Here is a 15,351-nt window from a genome sequence, read left to right as displayed (position 1 = left end):
GATCCGGCTGGGGGCCTTTGGGGGGCTTCGATGATCGAAGGTTTTGGCGCGGCTCGCGTGCGGGCCGGCGTGGCGCTGTCGTGTGCTGCGGCTGTGGCGGTGTGGCTGGGCGGCTGGGCGGCTCCCGCGATCGCTGAGAGCATCCAGGCGGCGGGTGTGCCGTCGCTGCGGACCGGACTGGTGGAGCAGCCTGTGCTCCCCTCCCTGCCGGCCGCTGGCCCGATCGCGGGTGCATTGCGGGCGCCGATGAGCGCTCCGATGCGGCTGATGGCGCAGGCGGATCCGAGCGTGCCGGATCCGTCCGCGCCGGCGCCGTCGAGCGATCCGGCCCCGTCCGATCCGAGCGATCCATCGAGCCCCACGGCCCAGACGCCGATCCCATCAGAAGACGCGCCCTCGACCACGGGCGCGGCACAGCCGGCGGAGGAGCAGGAAGCCGCGCCGGCCGCAGCCGCGGCGGCAGCAATCGACCTCGGTGGCGGCGACGCGACCGATCCGACTGCGGCACTGGCGGCGTCGAGCGGGTTGGCATCGAAGATCCAGCCAGCACCGTCGAACGGATCGTTCACGCAGCGCATTCCCCTTGCAGTCCCGACGTTTCGCGGCATCGAGCCGAACCTCGGTCTGGTCTACGATTCCAACGCCGGTGCCCGGGCGGGCGGCTGGTGGGCTGGCTTTGCCGGTGTGGGCATGCGGGTGTCGGGCCTGTCCGACATCACCCGCATCACCCATGGCGGCGGCACGCCGCGCTTCGACGATGCGCTGGATGTCTTCGCCCTGGACGGGGACGAACTGGTGGCCTGCGCGGCCGGCATGACCAGCCCGGCGTGCACCACGGGCACGGCCGGCACGGGCGTGACCACCTACGCCACGCGTGTGGAAGGCTTCGTCCGGGTGAAGCGCACGGTGGATGGGGTGAGCGGGGCGAGCACCTGGACGGTGACGGGCCGGGACGGGACGGTGTCGACCTATGCCTCGGTGTCGACCTCGACCTGGGGCGGTGTGGCCGATGCGGAGCTGCCGAAGCTGGCGAGCGAGGCGCGCTGGCTGCTGCAGCGCGTGACCGACGCGCATGGCAACCACATGGACTATGCCTATGCCTGCCCGGTGCTGCCGGTGTGCTGGCCGACGAGCATCCAATACGTCAACAACGGCGAGGCGGCGCCGGTTGCGACCATCACCTTCAACCGGGAGACGGCGCCGGCGAGCGCCGTGCTGACGCTGGCCAACGGCGGGGTGATGGCGCCGGCCGCGAACGGGACGATCCCCTCGACGGAGAAGTCGCTGTCGACGCTGGACCAACGGCTGACGTCGGTCGACGTGCAGTTCGCAGGCACTCGGGTGCGAGCCTATGACCTCGCGTACCAGCAGAGTGAGGCGACAGGGCTGTCGCGGCTGATCACGGTGACGCCCTATGGCAAGGACGCCAGCTTCACTGGCGGCCACGTCACTGGCGGTACCAGCCTGCCGCCGACCAAGCTCGCCTATCAGGGCGCGACGCTCGCATGGTCGAGCCCGCAGACGCTGCCTCTCACGCTGTCGATACAGCGCAATGCCGCTTCCTCCTCTCCAGCCCCATCCATCGCTGCCATCACCGATGCCAACGGCGATCAGAGGCCGGATACGTTTATTTTCAGCCCGGCCTCGTATCCGGCCTGCACGATACAGAGTCCGCCCCCGGCGGGACAGACGGTGTGCCCAACGGGGCCGCGTCCGCCGCAAAGCTGCTCGGTCTCGATATTCGCCAACAGCCTGTCGACGGCGCCTCAGCCCATCCCTCCATTCGTCTTCAACTGCTTATCCGAGCAGCTTGCGACATCGACCTGCGGCACGCGTCGCATCACGACGACCTCGGGTTTGAATGGCATACAAGACATCAATGGCGACGGTGTCCCTGATGTCCTTTACAGCTCGCGGACGTCTGATCCTGGCGACAGCTGCGGCAGTTCGGCGAAGACGACCTATTCAAGCGGTATCGGCGTAGCGCTTCTGTCGGCGACAGGCTCCGTCACCGCCGCCAGATTTGTCGGTTTCGACAATCCAAGCCAGATCCAGTTGCAGAGCCCGCCGCCGTTCCTTGGGCTGCTCGATTACGACGGCTCCGGACAGATACGCGCCCTGCTTGTGCAGGCCGATGGCACGACCGTACTCCGGAGCCTGACGATCCCCGATCCCACCACTATGCCCGACAGCAGTTGGACGCTTGAACAGAGACGGCAGTGGTTCCTGGATCAGATCAACGGTGGTTTTCAAGGAGGCTCCCAACCATCGGGCCCGGATGTCCCACTCTCGCTCTCATCCGTGTTCGCTTCCCCTTTGTTCCAGGACATGAACGGCGATGGTCGGAGCGATATCGTCCGGGTGGGCATGGGGAGCGGCCAGATCCAGGTAAACTACACCCTCTCGACGGGGACGGGGTTTTCGCCACAGCAGGTGGCGTATTTTCCCGGGGTCATCCAGACCAGCTATTGTGGCGGGCCCTCGGTCGCGCCCGGCGCGGATGGGACCGGCTTTGGCAAGATTCTCGCGTCAATCCGTGTCGCGGACGTCAACGGTGACGGCCGCTCGGACATCGTCATGCTGGAGAAGGGGGCGTCGGCCGGCACGGTGAATGTTGGGGTGCTGCTGTCGACGGGCCAAGGCTTCGTGCACCAGATTTGGGCCGCGAATGTCCCCTCCGAGATCGCGACCCGCTCGTCCGATCCGAACGGGCAATGCCTGTCGCCCATACTGGTCGGCGACATCGACGGCGACGGCCGCTCCGACATCATCCTGAACACGACGACCACGTCCTCGACGGTGTTTCGGTCGACCGGATCGAGCTTCGTCCCGGTCGCTACCCGCGGGCCGACCTATACACTACTTGACGTGGACGGTGATGGCAGGGACGACATCGCCCCTGCCCGGTTCTACGACACGTATTCCGGCGGTCCCTTGGTCGCCGAGTCTGACGGGACGTACGTTTCGGCGTCCGTTGCCTTCCCCGATCTCTTGACGTCCGTGACGGGTCCTTTGGGCGGCAAGACGACGATCGCCTACCAGCCGTCTTCGGGTGTTGTGCACGGCGTGATGCCGGGCGTGATGCAGGTTGTGAAGTCGCTGACGCTGAGCGACGGGCGGTCTGCGCCGTCGACGACGAGCTATAGCTTCGCGGGCGGGCTGTACAACGCTTCGGAGCGTCGGTTCCTCGGCTTCCGGACGGCGACGGCGGACCTTGCGTGCAATGCCGGGGAGACGGTGTGCCCGCGGCGGCGCTACACCTTCCGGCAGGACCTGGCGGCGGCGGGCCGGCTGGAGAGGCTGGAGGAGACGAGCACGGCGGCGGATGCGCCGGTGCTGGCGGTGACGCAGGAGACCTGGAGCGTGCGGGCCAAGGCGGGCAGCACCGCCGTGCTGAGTCCGGCCTGGCCGCTGCCCGCGGGCACGACGCTGACGCTGCCCTATACTGCGCTCAACACGGCCTCCGAGAAGCAGGCTCTGTTCGGTTCGGTGGTCAAGCGCAGCACGGTTGGTCGCGTCTATGATGCCTATGGCAACGTGACGGGTCTGACGGAGACCGGGGACGCGGACGTCACGGGGGGCGAGCGCTACACGCTGACCGCCTTCACGCCGAACCCGGAGGCCTACATCGTGTCGGCGCCGAACCGGGTGCGGACCTATGCGGGGACCACGAGCGCCGGCCCGCTGCTGGCCGACCAGGTGATCTACTATGACGCCAGCACGACGCTGGGGGCGGTGCCCGCGAAGGGCGACGTGACGCAGACCGGCCACCGTCCGCAGGCCTCGGGCAGCTGGTACCTGGCCAAGGCCGAGTACGACGCCTACGGCAACAAGACGGCAGTGATCGACGAGGTCGGCAACCGGACGGAGACGGTCTACGACACGGGCACGCACCTGCTGCCGGTGGAGGTGCGCAACGCCAAGGCCCAGAGCGTGGTCTCGGCCTACGACCTCGGGTGCCAGAAGCCGTCGACGATCACGGACCTCAACGGGCAGGTGACGACGTTCACCTATGACGCCCTGTGCCGGCTGACCGAGAAGAAGCCGCCGCTGAACGCCTTCGAGCGCTACACCTACTACAATGTCGGCAACCCGGCGACGCAGTATGTCGACGTGCGCAAGCCCGGCCCGACCGGGACGGCGACGATCTACACCAAGACCTACCTGGACGGCTTCGGTCGGACCTGGAGGGTGCTGGCGCAGGGGCCTGACACGACCCGTGTGATCACCACGCTGACCGACTACACCGCGCGGGGCAGCGTGGCGCGGGTGAGCCGGCCGTTCTACTCCGGTGACACGGCGCAATATACCAGCACGGCCTATGACGCGCTGGACCGTCCGGTTGTCGTGACCAACCCGGACGGCAGCGCCGCGAGCGTCGCCTATGGCGCCTCCAGCCTGACCGCGCTCTCCGGCTTCCTGACGGTGACGGCGACGGACGAGCTCGGGCGGCGCAGCATCGTGCACACCGACGCCTTCGGGCGGACGGTGCGCCAGACGCGGTTCCTGGGCACGAGCGAGGTCAACCGCTCGATGGTCTACGACGCGATGGGCCGGCTGACGCAGCTGACCGACCCGGCGGGCAATCAGTGGATCAACACCTTCGACAACATGGGCCGACGCACCCAGGTGCAGGACCCGGACCTCGGCACCTGGACCTATGCCTATGACGGGGCGGGCAATCTCACCCGCCAGACCGATGCCAAGGGCCAGCAGGTGGCGTTCCTCTACGATCCGCTGAACCGGGTGCGCAGCAAGATCGCCCATGCCGAGCTGCCGGTGAACGACCCGGGGCGGGACACCACCACCTACGCCTATGACGAGGCGCGGACCGGCTTCTTCAACGTCGGCAAGATGACGACCAGCACCAACGCGGCGGCGACGCTGACGGCGGACTACGACGTGCTGGGCCGGGAGGTGAAGAAGACGCTTGTCGTCGACGGACAGAGCTACATCACGACCACGGCCTACGACACCGGCTCGCGGGTGCTGTGGCGGGGCCTGCCGGACGGGACGACGGTGGGCACCGCCTCGTCGCCGATGACCTACGACCCGGCCGGCCGGCTGGTGTCGGTGCCCGGTCTCGTCACCGGCACGACCTATGACGCAGCCGGCCAGCCCCTGGTGACGAGCTATGCCAGCGGGGTGGTGTCGACGGCGACCTACGACCCGACCCGCGGCTGGCTGAGCACGTTGGTGCACCAGCAGGGGAGCGGCGGCACGGCGCTGCTGTCGTTGAGCTACACGCGGGCCTTGACCGGCCGGATCGAGGCGGTGACGGACCAGCTGAACGCCTCGTCCGCCGACAACTGGACCTACACCTATGACGACCTCGACCAGCTGAAGCGGGCGGCGAACGCCGGCAACAGTGGCTACAACGAGGCCTATGCCTACGACCTCGCCGGCAACTTGCTCTCCAAGACCGGGGTGGGGAGCTACACCTACCCGGCGCAGGGCCCGGCGGCGGTGCAGCCGCATGCGGTGACAGCGGCGGGCAACTATGCCTTCAGCTACGATCTCAACGGCAACATGCTGCAGAGCCAGCTGAGCGGGGTGATCAGCCGGGAGCTGACCTGGGACGGGGAGAACCGCCCGATCCTGGTGAAGAATTACTCCACGGCCGGGGCGCTGACGCTGACGTCGAGCTTCGTGCACGGGCCGGACGGGACGCGTCTGAAGAAGATCGTCAAGGCCAACCCGCGCGGCTGCTCGCTGGCGGCGAGCCAGCAGCCGGAGGAGACGACGCTCTACGTCTTCGGGGACGAGCGGGTGAGCTACGCCGCCAACACCAACAGCTGCGTGCCGACGGCGCCGACCTGGATCACCTATCCGACGGCCGAGACCAAGCGCGAGGCGGTGCCGGGGCTGGCGGTGCAGAGCTACACCTTGCTCAAGGACCATCTCGGCTCGCAGCGCATCGTGGCGGACGGCACCGGCACCCCTGCCACCAGCTCCAGCTACGGCCCGTTCGGGTTCCAGCGGACCGGGCTGACGGCGCCGAACAACGCCACGCGCGAGAGCAAGGCCTTCATCGGCGAGCGCCAGGACGAGACCGGCCTGCTCTACCTCAACGCCCGCTACTACGACCCCAGGATCGCCCGCTTCGTCTCCCCAGACTGGTGGGACCCCACACAGGGCGGCGTCGGAACAAACCGATACACCTACGCCGACAACAACCCGGTCAACGTGAGGGATCCGAGCGGGCATTACAACGGAGATGACGCCCAGGCGATCGCCCGCGGAAACATGAACGCGGGAGACGATTCAAATGGAGGGGGCGGTGCGGAGAAGGCGTCCCTCGGGGGGCAAGATCTGAATCTGAAGCGGGATGACAGCGACGTCGCTGGCGCCAAGACCCGGCTTGCAGGTTCCGGACTTGATCCCTTTGACGATGAAACCGGCCGACAGTTTCTCATAAAGAAGTCATGGGAAAGAATAATTGGCGGGAATCCAACCATTGGAGATTTTCAAACACTACAGAAATTTGGAGTTATAAGTGAAGCCGATATGTTTAAGGGTATTAGAGCTGTCGGGCGTAATACTGCAGGAGTAGAAAGTGCACCTGAGGCACTAAAGCGAATGAATCGAGGGGAGACAACTCTTGCTGATCCAGCGACGGTTCGATTCACCCAAGATAGCGTGAGTCCACGATTCAAGAATGGAGAATCGGTTCTCGATCTCGCGGAAAAGTTGAAATCTGGAGCGATATCTCCAGTGGATTTGCCGGCAATTCGCGTTTTCTCAAAAGATAATCTTGCCTATACATTGGATAATAGGCGGCTGGTTGCGACGTCCATTGCGGGTGTTCCTGTAAAGATTACGCCTGCTTCTCCCCAGGAAATAATCCGCGAGGCTTACAAGATGACTACTAGAAATAACGGTTGCATTGTGTGCCTGCGCAATTGAATGTAAACTTCGAGAGTTTCTATTAGAGGTGAGATCTGAAATGAGCAAAGATAAATTAAACCCGCACTGCGTCCAAACGATGGAGCAGTTGTCTAACTTCATATTGGAGTTAAGGGACGAATATAATGAAAAAAAGGATTGGGAGAATTGTGATATGGAAAGATATTTGTCAGCAATGTCAGCTTTCGTTGGTTCTATGGATGTGTATTATAAGAATGTAAATAGAGATATTAGTTCAATTTCTGTATGGCAGCTAATGGCGGAAATACTTCTGGCGTCAAAATACTATGAGTAGGCGTGCGAGAAGTTGTGGTATGGCTGAGCAGAGTGGGTAATGCCGAGCGGTTCCGCTCTCCTTTGGGCTCAGGCGGTGTGTTTGCGCGACTCTGACGCGTGAATGGTGGTTACCTTTCGCTCCTCGCCGCGAAAGAACTGGAAATGCGGGATCACGGGGACAGTTTACTTTTCTCTCCGTTCGGCTAACCTGAGGCATGGCTCGCATCGCCCGCCTGGTGGTCCCTGGCCTCATGCATCATGTGACACGGCGGGGCAACCGCCGTGAGCGGGTGTTCTTCACCGACGACGACTACCGGGCCTATCTCGGCCTGCTGAAGGCCTACCTGCCGAAGTCGGGCACGCGCCTCCTCGCCTGGTGTCTGATGCCCAATCATGTGCACCTGCTGGCCGTGCCGGACGGACAGGATGGCCTGCGGGCCCTGCTCGGCGAGGCGCACCGACGCTACACCGCAGGGATCAACGCCCGCAACGGCTGGACCGGCCATCTCTGGCAGGGCCGCTTCGGCTCGGTCGTCATGGCGGAGGATCACCTCGTCCATGCCGTGCGCTATGTCTGCCTCAATCCGGTGCGGGCGAAGCTGGCGCCCCGGGCCGAGGACTGGCCGTGGGCGAGCACCCGGGCGCACTTGAGCGGCCGCGACGACGGCCTGACCGACCTGACGCTGGTGCGCGAACGGTTCGCGACCTTCGCCGACCTGCTCGACGACGCAGAGGACGAAGCCGCGGTCGCGGCGCTGCGCCGGAGCGAGAGGAGCGGGCGTCCGCTCGGCTCCGCGGCCTGGCTCGCCAGGCTGGAGGCGACTACGGGGCGCGTCCTGGCCCGACGCAAGCCGGGACCACGGCCGGAGTCGAGTAAACTGTCCCCGTAATCCCGAAAGAACTCGGATTAAATCCAACTGGCACCGCAGCAAGCAGACCAATCTGTGGAGATTGCGCTGGTATGTTGACGAGTGAGGATGTTGACGCTTTGAGTAAGCTTAAGTGATGCCGAATCGGAGCCTGTATGATCACTTTTGATATCAAAATGCTTGAACGGCGGTTGTCTAACTTGTCATATTGGGACCGAGTTGCCTTCGGTGTGAGCATTGTTGAAAGAATGATGGGATCTTACAATCTCTTTTGTGAAAAAAATTCTCTGGATCCTAGCGTTTTGCAGAAGAATTTGGCGGAAATATGGAATTTTATTTCAATAAAAAAAGAAGATATTGAATTAAGCGTATACATTGAAGAATGCGATCGCGCAGCCCCATACCCTGATATGTATGAGGACGACTTGGTTTCAGCTGCGATGGATTGTGCTGTTGCTTTGGCGTCGATCTTCAGGTACTTGGAGGATGGTGAAATTGTTTATATATGTGAAGTGGCTACATTGTCCAGGGATTCGATTGACATGTATATACAAATGGTCGAGCGGCTCGATTCTCATGGTTCAGCAATGGAGTTGGCAATTTCGCAACATAGATTAATGCAGTGTGAACTGAGAAATCAAGCTGAAGATATTTCCTTTCTAGAATCCTTATCAAACGATATTGGTAATAGATTTGAAATAATTTATGGAAAATTTCATCCTCAGAGTAGCAACCTGGGATTGTAGGTGAATATTGGCAGTGCGCTCAGGTATAGGTTGCCGTTGCACTCGTTATTGGCGATTGTGACCTTGCCGCTATTCTCCCCGGGCACGTCCGCACGGCACAGCGCTCCGCCGGCTTCGGTGCAAACGGAACCAACCACGCGCTCTCGCCGCGCACCAGCACGACAGCGCTTCTTCGTACCGCCGCCAAGGTCCACGGCCCCACGTTCGCCCCTGCGCGACGCGCTGTGTCGGCTCTCCAGGCCCGGCTGCACAACCGCAAAACTCTTCCCCCCGAGCACCGTCCCGACAGCTCGACGGTCGGCGCTTCAACCGGCACGTCCTCTGCCGGCGGCTGAACCGCCTCTGCTTCTGGCAGCGCAGCGGCGTTGAAGGGTTACGGGGACAGTTTTGGTTCCAAGGCGACGGGTCGAAGACCATACTTCCAGTCCAACAACCCGTTTCCCGCAAGAGTCCTGAGGAATATTCGAAATTATGAAAGAGAATATGGAGTTAAGGCTGTTCTCGACAGGGAGCCCCTTGACTTGAGTCCGTATAACGCCGATGGCACAGAAAAGACGATCCTAATAAATAGGTGAATAGGGGAGAATGTAAATTGTTTCATCTCAACATGTGGATCGCGGCAGCAGCGGATTCTAAACTCAGCTATGAACCAACGACCGACACGGAGGAGGTGGAGTTATATCGAGAGTTTCTCTTTGATACATGCACGATCAATCGTATGCTGTTCGACAAAATACGAGAATGCAAATTATTAATAGGCTTGGATGCGGAATTCTTGCAGTTCCGTGCGTCACGAAACGATATAGTTGTTTCCGAGAACGTTGTTTTGAATAAAGCTCCGATAGATATTGATCATAAAATCGAATCGTTCCTCCGTAACGTGGGCTCTGTCTTGCCGGCGTCCTATGGGTCGGCATACATGGTTGATACGGATGCAATAGACAATAAAAAATGTATTACTACTGAAGATGGTTTTAGGGCGTGTAAGTCGAGAGGTTGACAGTTTCTTTCTGAGCCATCTGCCGAAATTCTGTCAAGAGTAAATTCTACGTATAATTGCAGTGGGAATGCCAGTGGGAACAGTGGCAATGCGGAGACAACAGTTTACTTTTCTCTCCTTCCCGCCAGGCCGAGGCATGGCTCGCGTCGTCCGCCTGGTGGTCCCCGGCCTCGCGTACCATGAGACGCAACGGGGCACCGCCGCGAACATGTGTTCTTCACCGAAGACGACGGCCGGACCTATCTCGACCTGCTGAAGGCCTGCCTGCCGAAGTCGGACGCCGGTCTCCTCGCCTGATGCCCAACCACGTACACCCGGCCTGTCCCCGCAGCGCCTTCGCGTCCCGTAACGCGCTTCGCGCCGGACCCTGTTTGCGCATCGCTCGCGGCCGCCGCGGTCCCGGCCCTCGGCCCCGATAGGTCTCGGCTGCCAAGGCCAATCGGCCGGCGCTCCGTCCGCGCGCGGGTTGCGTGCAAGTCAAGAAGACTGTTGCTATAGACGGAATAGATCAAGCGCCGAGGCGTTCCGGCCGTCCGCCGCCCGGCCGGGGCGGTGTGAGAGGAAAGACCAATGTCCTACGACGTCTTCTGGTTCCTGCCGACATCGGGCGACACGCGCTATCTCGGCAAGTCCGATTTCGGCCGGGCGCCCACCAACGCCTATATCCGCCAGATCGCCGAGACGGCGGACCGGCTGGGCTATGACGGCCTGCTGATTCCGACCGGCGCCTCCTGCACCGACCCCTGGGTGGTGGCCGCCTCGCTCGTCGCGGTGACACGGCGGATCAAGCTGCTGGTCGCGCTCCGCACCTCGATCACCGGGCCGACCCTCGGCGCGCGGCAGGCGGCGGCGCTCGACGAGGCGCTCGGGGGGCGGCTGCTGCTCAATGTCGTTCCCGGGGGTGACGCCACCGAGCTCGCCGCGGACGGCGTCTTCTTCTCCCACGACGAGCGCTATGAGGCGGCGGACGAATATCTCGCCGTCTGGAAACGGCTGCTCTCCGGCGAGACCGTGGATTTCACCGGCCGCCACGTCCGGGTCGCGGGGGCGAAGAACTTCCACGACGCCGTGCAGAAGCCCTGGCCGCCGCTCTATTTCGGCGGCTCCTCGCCGGCGGCCCATGAGCTCGCGGCCAAACATGTCGACGCCTACCTGACCTGGGGCGAGCCGCCCGAGGCCGTGGCCGCCAAGATCGCCGATGTGCGGGAGAGGGCGGCACGCCACGGTCGCACCGTCCGCTTCGGCGTCCGCCTCCACGTCATCGTCCGCGAGACCGAGGCCGAGGCCTGGGCCGCCGCCGACCGGCTGATCAGCCATCTCACCGACGAGGACATCGCGCGCGCCCAGACGAACTATGCGCGGATGGATTCGGTGGGGCAGGCGCGGATGGCGGCGCTGCACGAGGGCAGGCGCGACCGCCTGGTCGTCGCGCCGAATCTCTGGGCCGGTGTGGGGCTCGTCCGCGGCGGCGCCGGCACCGCGCTGGTCGGCTCGCCCGAGCAGGTGGTCGCGCGGCTCGACGAGTATGCCGCGCTCGGCGTCGATACGTTCGTGCTCTCCGGCTATCCGCATCTGGAGGAGGCGATCCGCTTCGCCGAGCTCGCCTTTCCGCTGATCGGGGGCAAGGCGCCGGTGACGCTGCGCGATTCCACCCAGACCGGCGGGGCGTTCGACGTCCGCGCGGCCGGCGCCCCGGCCGCCGCGGCGAGCTGACGGGCGATCCGGAGGGGCTCTCGCGACCGCCTCGGCTCCGCCGACCGGGCATGCCGGTCGCCGTTGCCGGAGACGGTCGCTGGAAAGTATGGACACGGGGACCCATGGTGGGCGCCGCCCGCCGGCGGCGCGGCAAGACCAGCCGCGATGCGATCTCGGACTGGAAGACGAAGGGCTTGAGCATGAAGGCGATCCCCACCAAGGCGCGAGCCGTCATCATCGGCGGCGGCGTATCGGGCTGCTCGGTGGCCTATCATCTGGCCAGGCTCGGCTGGACGGACGTGGTCCTGCTCGAACGCAGGCAGCTCACCTGCGGCACGACCTGGCATGCGGCGGGCCTCATCGGCCAGATGCGCGCCAGCCAGAACATGACGCGGCTCGCCAAATATTCCGCCGACCTCTACGCCGGGCTCGAGGCCGAGACCGGCATCGGCACCGGCATGAAGCAGAACGGCTCGATGACGGTGGCGCTGACGGAAGAGCGGCGGCAGGAGATCTATCGCCAGGCCTCGCTCGCCCGCGCCTTCGGCGTCGACGTCCGGGAGATTTCCGTCGATGACGTCAAGGCGATGTATCCGCATCTGAACACCGCCGACGTGAAGGCGGCCGTTCATCTGCCGCTCGACGGCCAGTGCGACCCGGCCAACATCGCCATGGCGCTCGCCAAGGGCGCGCGGCTGAACGGCGCCACGATCATCGAGGGCGTCAAGGTGACCGCGGTTCTCAGGAAGGCCGGCCGGGTGACCGGCGTCACCTGCGAGCAGAATGGCGAGGTCTTCACGATCGAGACGGAGAACGTCGTCAACGCCGCGGGCATGTGGGGGCGCGAGCTCGGCGCATCGTCGGACGTCACCGTGCCGCTGCACGCCTGCGAGCATTTCTACATCGTCACCGAGCCGATCGCAGGCCTGTCGCAGCTGCCGGTGCTGCGCGTTCCCGACGAATGCACCTACTACAAGGAAGATGCGGGCAAGATGCTCGTCGGCGCCTTCGAGCTCGAGGCCAAGCCCTGGGGCATGGACGGCATCCGCGAGGATTTCTGCTTTGACCAGCTGCCGGACGATTTCGACCATTTCCAGCCGATTCTGGAAAAGGCGATCAACCGCATGCCGATGCTGGAGACGGCCGGCATCCACACCTTCTTCAACGGTCCGGAAAGCTTCACGCCGGACGACCGCTACTATCTCGGTGAGGCGCCGGAGCTGAAGGGCTACTGGGTCGCCGCCGGCTACAACTCCATCGGCATCATCTCCTCCGGCGGTGCCGGCATGGCGCTGGCGCAGTGGATGAACGACGGCGAGCCGCCCTTCGACCTTTGGGAGGTCGACATCCGCCGGGCCCAGCCTTTCCAGCGGAACCGGGCCTATCTCAGGGCGCGCGTCGTCGAGACGCTCGGCCTGCTCTATGCCGACCACTTCCCCTATCGGCAGATGGCGACGGCGCGCGGCGTGCGCCGTTCCCCGCTGCACGAGCATCTGAAGGCCCGCGGCGCCGTCTTCGGCGAGGTCGCCGGCTGGGAACGCGCCAATTGGTACGCCAGGCCTGGCCAGGAACGGGAATACCGCTACTCCTGGAGGCGGCAGAACTGGTTCGAAAACCAGAAGGAGGAGCATGCGGCCATCCGCAGCGGCGTCGGCTTCATCGACATGACCTCCTTCGGCAAGATCCGCGTCGAGGGCCGCGATGCGCTCGCCTTCCTGCAGCGCCTGTGCGCCAACCAGATGGATGTCGAGCCGGGCCGGATCGTCTACACGCAGATGCTCAACCCTCGCGGCGGCATCGAAAGCGACCTGACGGTGACGCGCCTGTCCGAAGCCGCCTTCTTCCTCGTCGTGCCCGGAGCGACGCTGCAGCGCGACCTCTCCTGGCTCCGGCGGAACCTGAAGCCGGAGGAATTCGTGGTCGTCACCGACGTCACGGCGGCCGAATCGGTGTTCTGCATCATGGGGCCGAAGTCGCGCGAGCTGATGCGGGCGGTGAGCCCCGACGACTTCTCCAACGCCGCCCATCCCTTCGGCACGGCGCGGGAGATCGAGATCGGCATGGGCCTCGCCCGCGCCCATCGGGTCACCTATGTCGGCGAGCTCGGCTGGGAGCTCTACGTGTCCTCCGACCAGGCGGCGCATGTCTTCGAAGCGCTCGAGGCGGCGGGCGCCGATCTCGGCCTGAAGCTCTGCGGCCTGCACACGCTCGACTCCTGCCGCATCGAAAAGGCCTTCCGGCATTTCGGCCACGACATCACCGACGAGGATCACGTTCTCGAAGCCGGCCTCGGCTTTGCCGTGAAGACGGCCAAGGGCGATTTCATCGGCCGCGAGGCGGTGCTGCGCAAGAAGGAGGCCGGGCTCGAGCGGCGCCTGGTGCAGTTCAGGCTGACCGATCCCGAACCGCTGCTGTTCCACAACGAGGCGCTGGTCCGCGACGGCAGGATCGTCTCGACCGTCACCTCGGGCAATTATGGTCATCACCTCGGCGGCGCCATCGGCCTGGGCTATGTGCCGTGCAAGGGGCAAAGCGAGGCGGAGGTGCTGGCCTCGGCCTACGAGATCGAGATCGCGGGAATGCGGGTGACGGCGGACGCCTCGATCGCCCCGATGTACGATCCGAAGGCGGAGCGGGTGAGGATGTAGGCTGGGCGCCTCTGATGGCGGCGGCGCCGGCCGCGATCAGGACGCTGCGTCTCGACATGGTCATGGTGTCATCCCAGCGGGTGTCCGGGCTCCGCTGCGCCCGGCCCCGAGGCGGCCTATGCCGAAAGACGGTCGAGATTTGGACCGATTGAATCGGCGGCAGAGACAAGCCGCCCGCCCATGGCTCACCTCTGCGCGGACACCCGCCGCACGGCGGCGCGGACGGATTGCGCGAAGAGTTCCGCCGCGATCGGGAGCGTCGTGCCGGCCCGCGTCGTCAGCCCCACGGGCCCCGGCGTATCCGCGGTGTCGATCGGCAGCAGCGCCAGCCGGCCGTCGGCGACGTCCTCGGCCACGACGCCCTCGGAAATGATCCAGATCGCGTCGCAGGCGCGGACATAGCTGCCGCCGAAGCTGTCGGACACCGTCTCGATCTCCTCGGCGAAGGGGCCGATGCCGTGCGTGACGAGGAAGCGCTCGACGGTCGGGCGGATGATGGAATCCGGTGGCGGCATCAGCACCTGATGCCGGGCGATCGCCGTGAACTCGAACGGCTTCGAGGCGAGCAGCGGATGGCCCGCACGGACGGCGAAGACGACCCGCTCGGAATAGAGATGCTCGAAGGCAAAGCCGGCCATCGCCGCGGGATCGGCCATGCGGCCGAGCACGAGGTCGAGGTCGCCGAGCCGCAGCTGCGACAGGAGGAAGCCGTTGGGGCCGGTGACGACGCGCGGCTTCATGCCGAGGCTCTGCGCGGTGAAATGCGCCATGGCATGCGGCAGGATCCGGGCCGACACCGTCGGCAGGGCGCCGATCCGCACCGCGACCGCGTCCGAAGCGCGCGCCCGCGCCACCGAGTCGAAGCCCTGGCGCAGGGCGGTGACGCTCGCGCCGGCATAGCGCTGGAACACCTCGCCGAAGCCGGTCAGCACGAGGTTGCGGCCGCTGCGGTCGAACAGCGGCACCCGCAGCACCTCCTCCAGCTCCCGGATCGTCTTGGAGACCGCCGGCTGGGTCACGTTCAGGATCTCGGCCGCCCTGCTGACGCTTTCCAGCCGCGCGACCTCGAGGAAACAGGAGAGATGGCGGAGCTTGATGCGCGGGTCGAGCATGGGCGAGCCAGGGACATAACCTGAGGGTTATACATACGGGGTGCGATCTCATTTTACATAAGAGAATGCACGGACCAGAATTGCGGCTGCCGGCGGGGA

7 protein-coding genes are annotated in these 15,351 nt (G+C 64.5%); 6 read left to right on the top strand and 1 reads right to left on the bottom strand.

What is annotated here, in order from left to right; all coding sequences use genetic code 11:
- The first annotated feature begins 30 nt into the window (after positions 1-30).
- The 6 genes from QO011_RS34680 to QO011_RS34660 all read left to right on the top strand — a co-directional run bounded on the left by QO011_RS34680 (position 31) and on the right by QO011_RS34660 (position 14,140).
- Positions 31-6,906, top strand: a complete 6,876-nt coding sequence (locus tag QO011_RS34680; protein WP_307282714.1) for an RHS repeat-associated core domain-containing protein — start codon at positions 31-33, stop codon at positions 6,904-6,906.
- Positions 6,907-6,946: 40 nt separating this feature from the next.
- A complete protein-coding gene (locus QO011_RS42630; RefSeq protein WP_442358311.1) occupies positions 6,947-7,201 on the top strand; it encodes a DUF7660 family protein in 255 nt (84 codons plus the stop codon).
- A 196-nt stretch (positions 7,202-7,397) separates the two neighbouring features.
- The gene (locus tag QO011_RS34675; RefSeq protein WP_307282712.1) at positions 7,398-8,072 is read left to right on the top strand and encodes a transposase; all 675 of its coding nucleotides are present in this window, start codon (positions 7,398-7,400) and stop codon (positions 8,070-8,072) included.
- 134 nt (positions 8,073-8,206) lie between these two features.
- Entirely contained in the window at positions 8,207-8,797 is a 591-nt protein-coding gene (locus tag QO011_RS34670) for a DUF416 family protein (protein WP_307282711.1), read from the top strand.
- Positions 8,798-10,367: 1,570 nt separating this feature from the next.
- Positions 10,368-11,510: an FMNH2-dependent alkanesulfonate monooxygenase gene (gene ssuD, locus QO011_RS34665; protein ID WP_307282706.1), complete on the top strand. Its 1,143-nt coding sequence runs from the start codon at positions 10,368-10,370 to the stop codon at positions 11,508-11,510.
- A gap of 182 nt (positions 11,511-11,692) precedes the next feature.
- The gene (locus QO011_RS34660) at positions 11,693-14,140 is read left to right on the top strand and encodes a GcvT family protein (protein WP_307282973.1); all 2,448 of its coding nucleotides are present in this window, start codon (positions 11,693-11,695) and stop codon (positions 14,138-14,140) included.
- Positions 14,141-14,325: 185 nt separating this feature from the next.
- Here QO011_RS34660 and pcaQ read toward each other — a convergent pair whose 3' ends face one another.
- Positions 14,326-15,252: a pca operon transcription factor PcaQ gene (gene pcaQ / locus QO011_RS34655; protein ID WP_307282703.1), complete on the bottom strand. Its 927-nt coding sequence runs from the start codon at positions 15,250-15,252 to the stop codon at positions 14,326-14,328.
- Between the last annotated feature and the right edge of the window lie 99 nt (positions 15,253-15,351).

The sequence above is a fragment of the Labrys wisconsinensis genome (genome assembly GCF_030814995.1).
GTDB lineage: Bacteria > Pseudomonadota > Alphaproteobacteria > Rhizobiales > Labraceae > Labrys > Labrys wisconsinensis.
The sequence above is the reverse complement of the archived record's forward strand: the minus strand, read 5'-3'. Positions and strand labels throughout refer to the sequence as shown.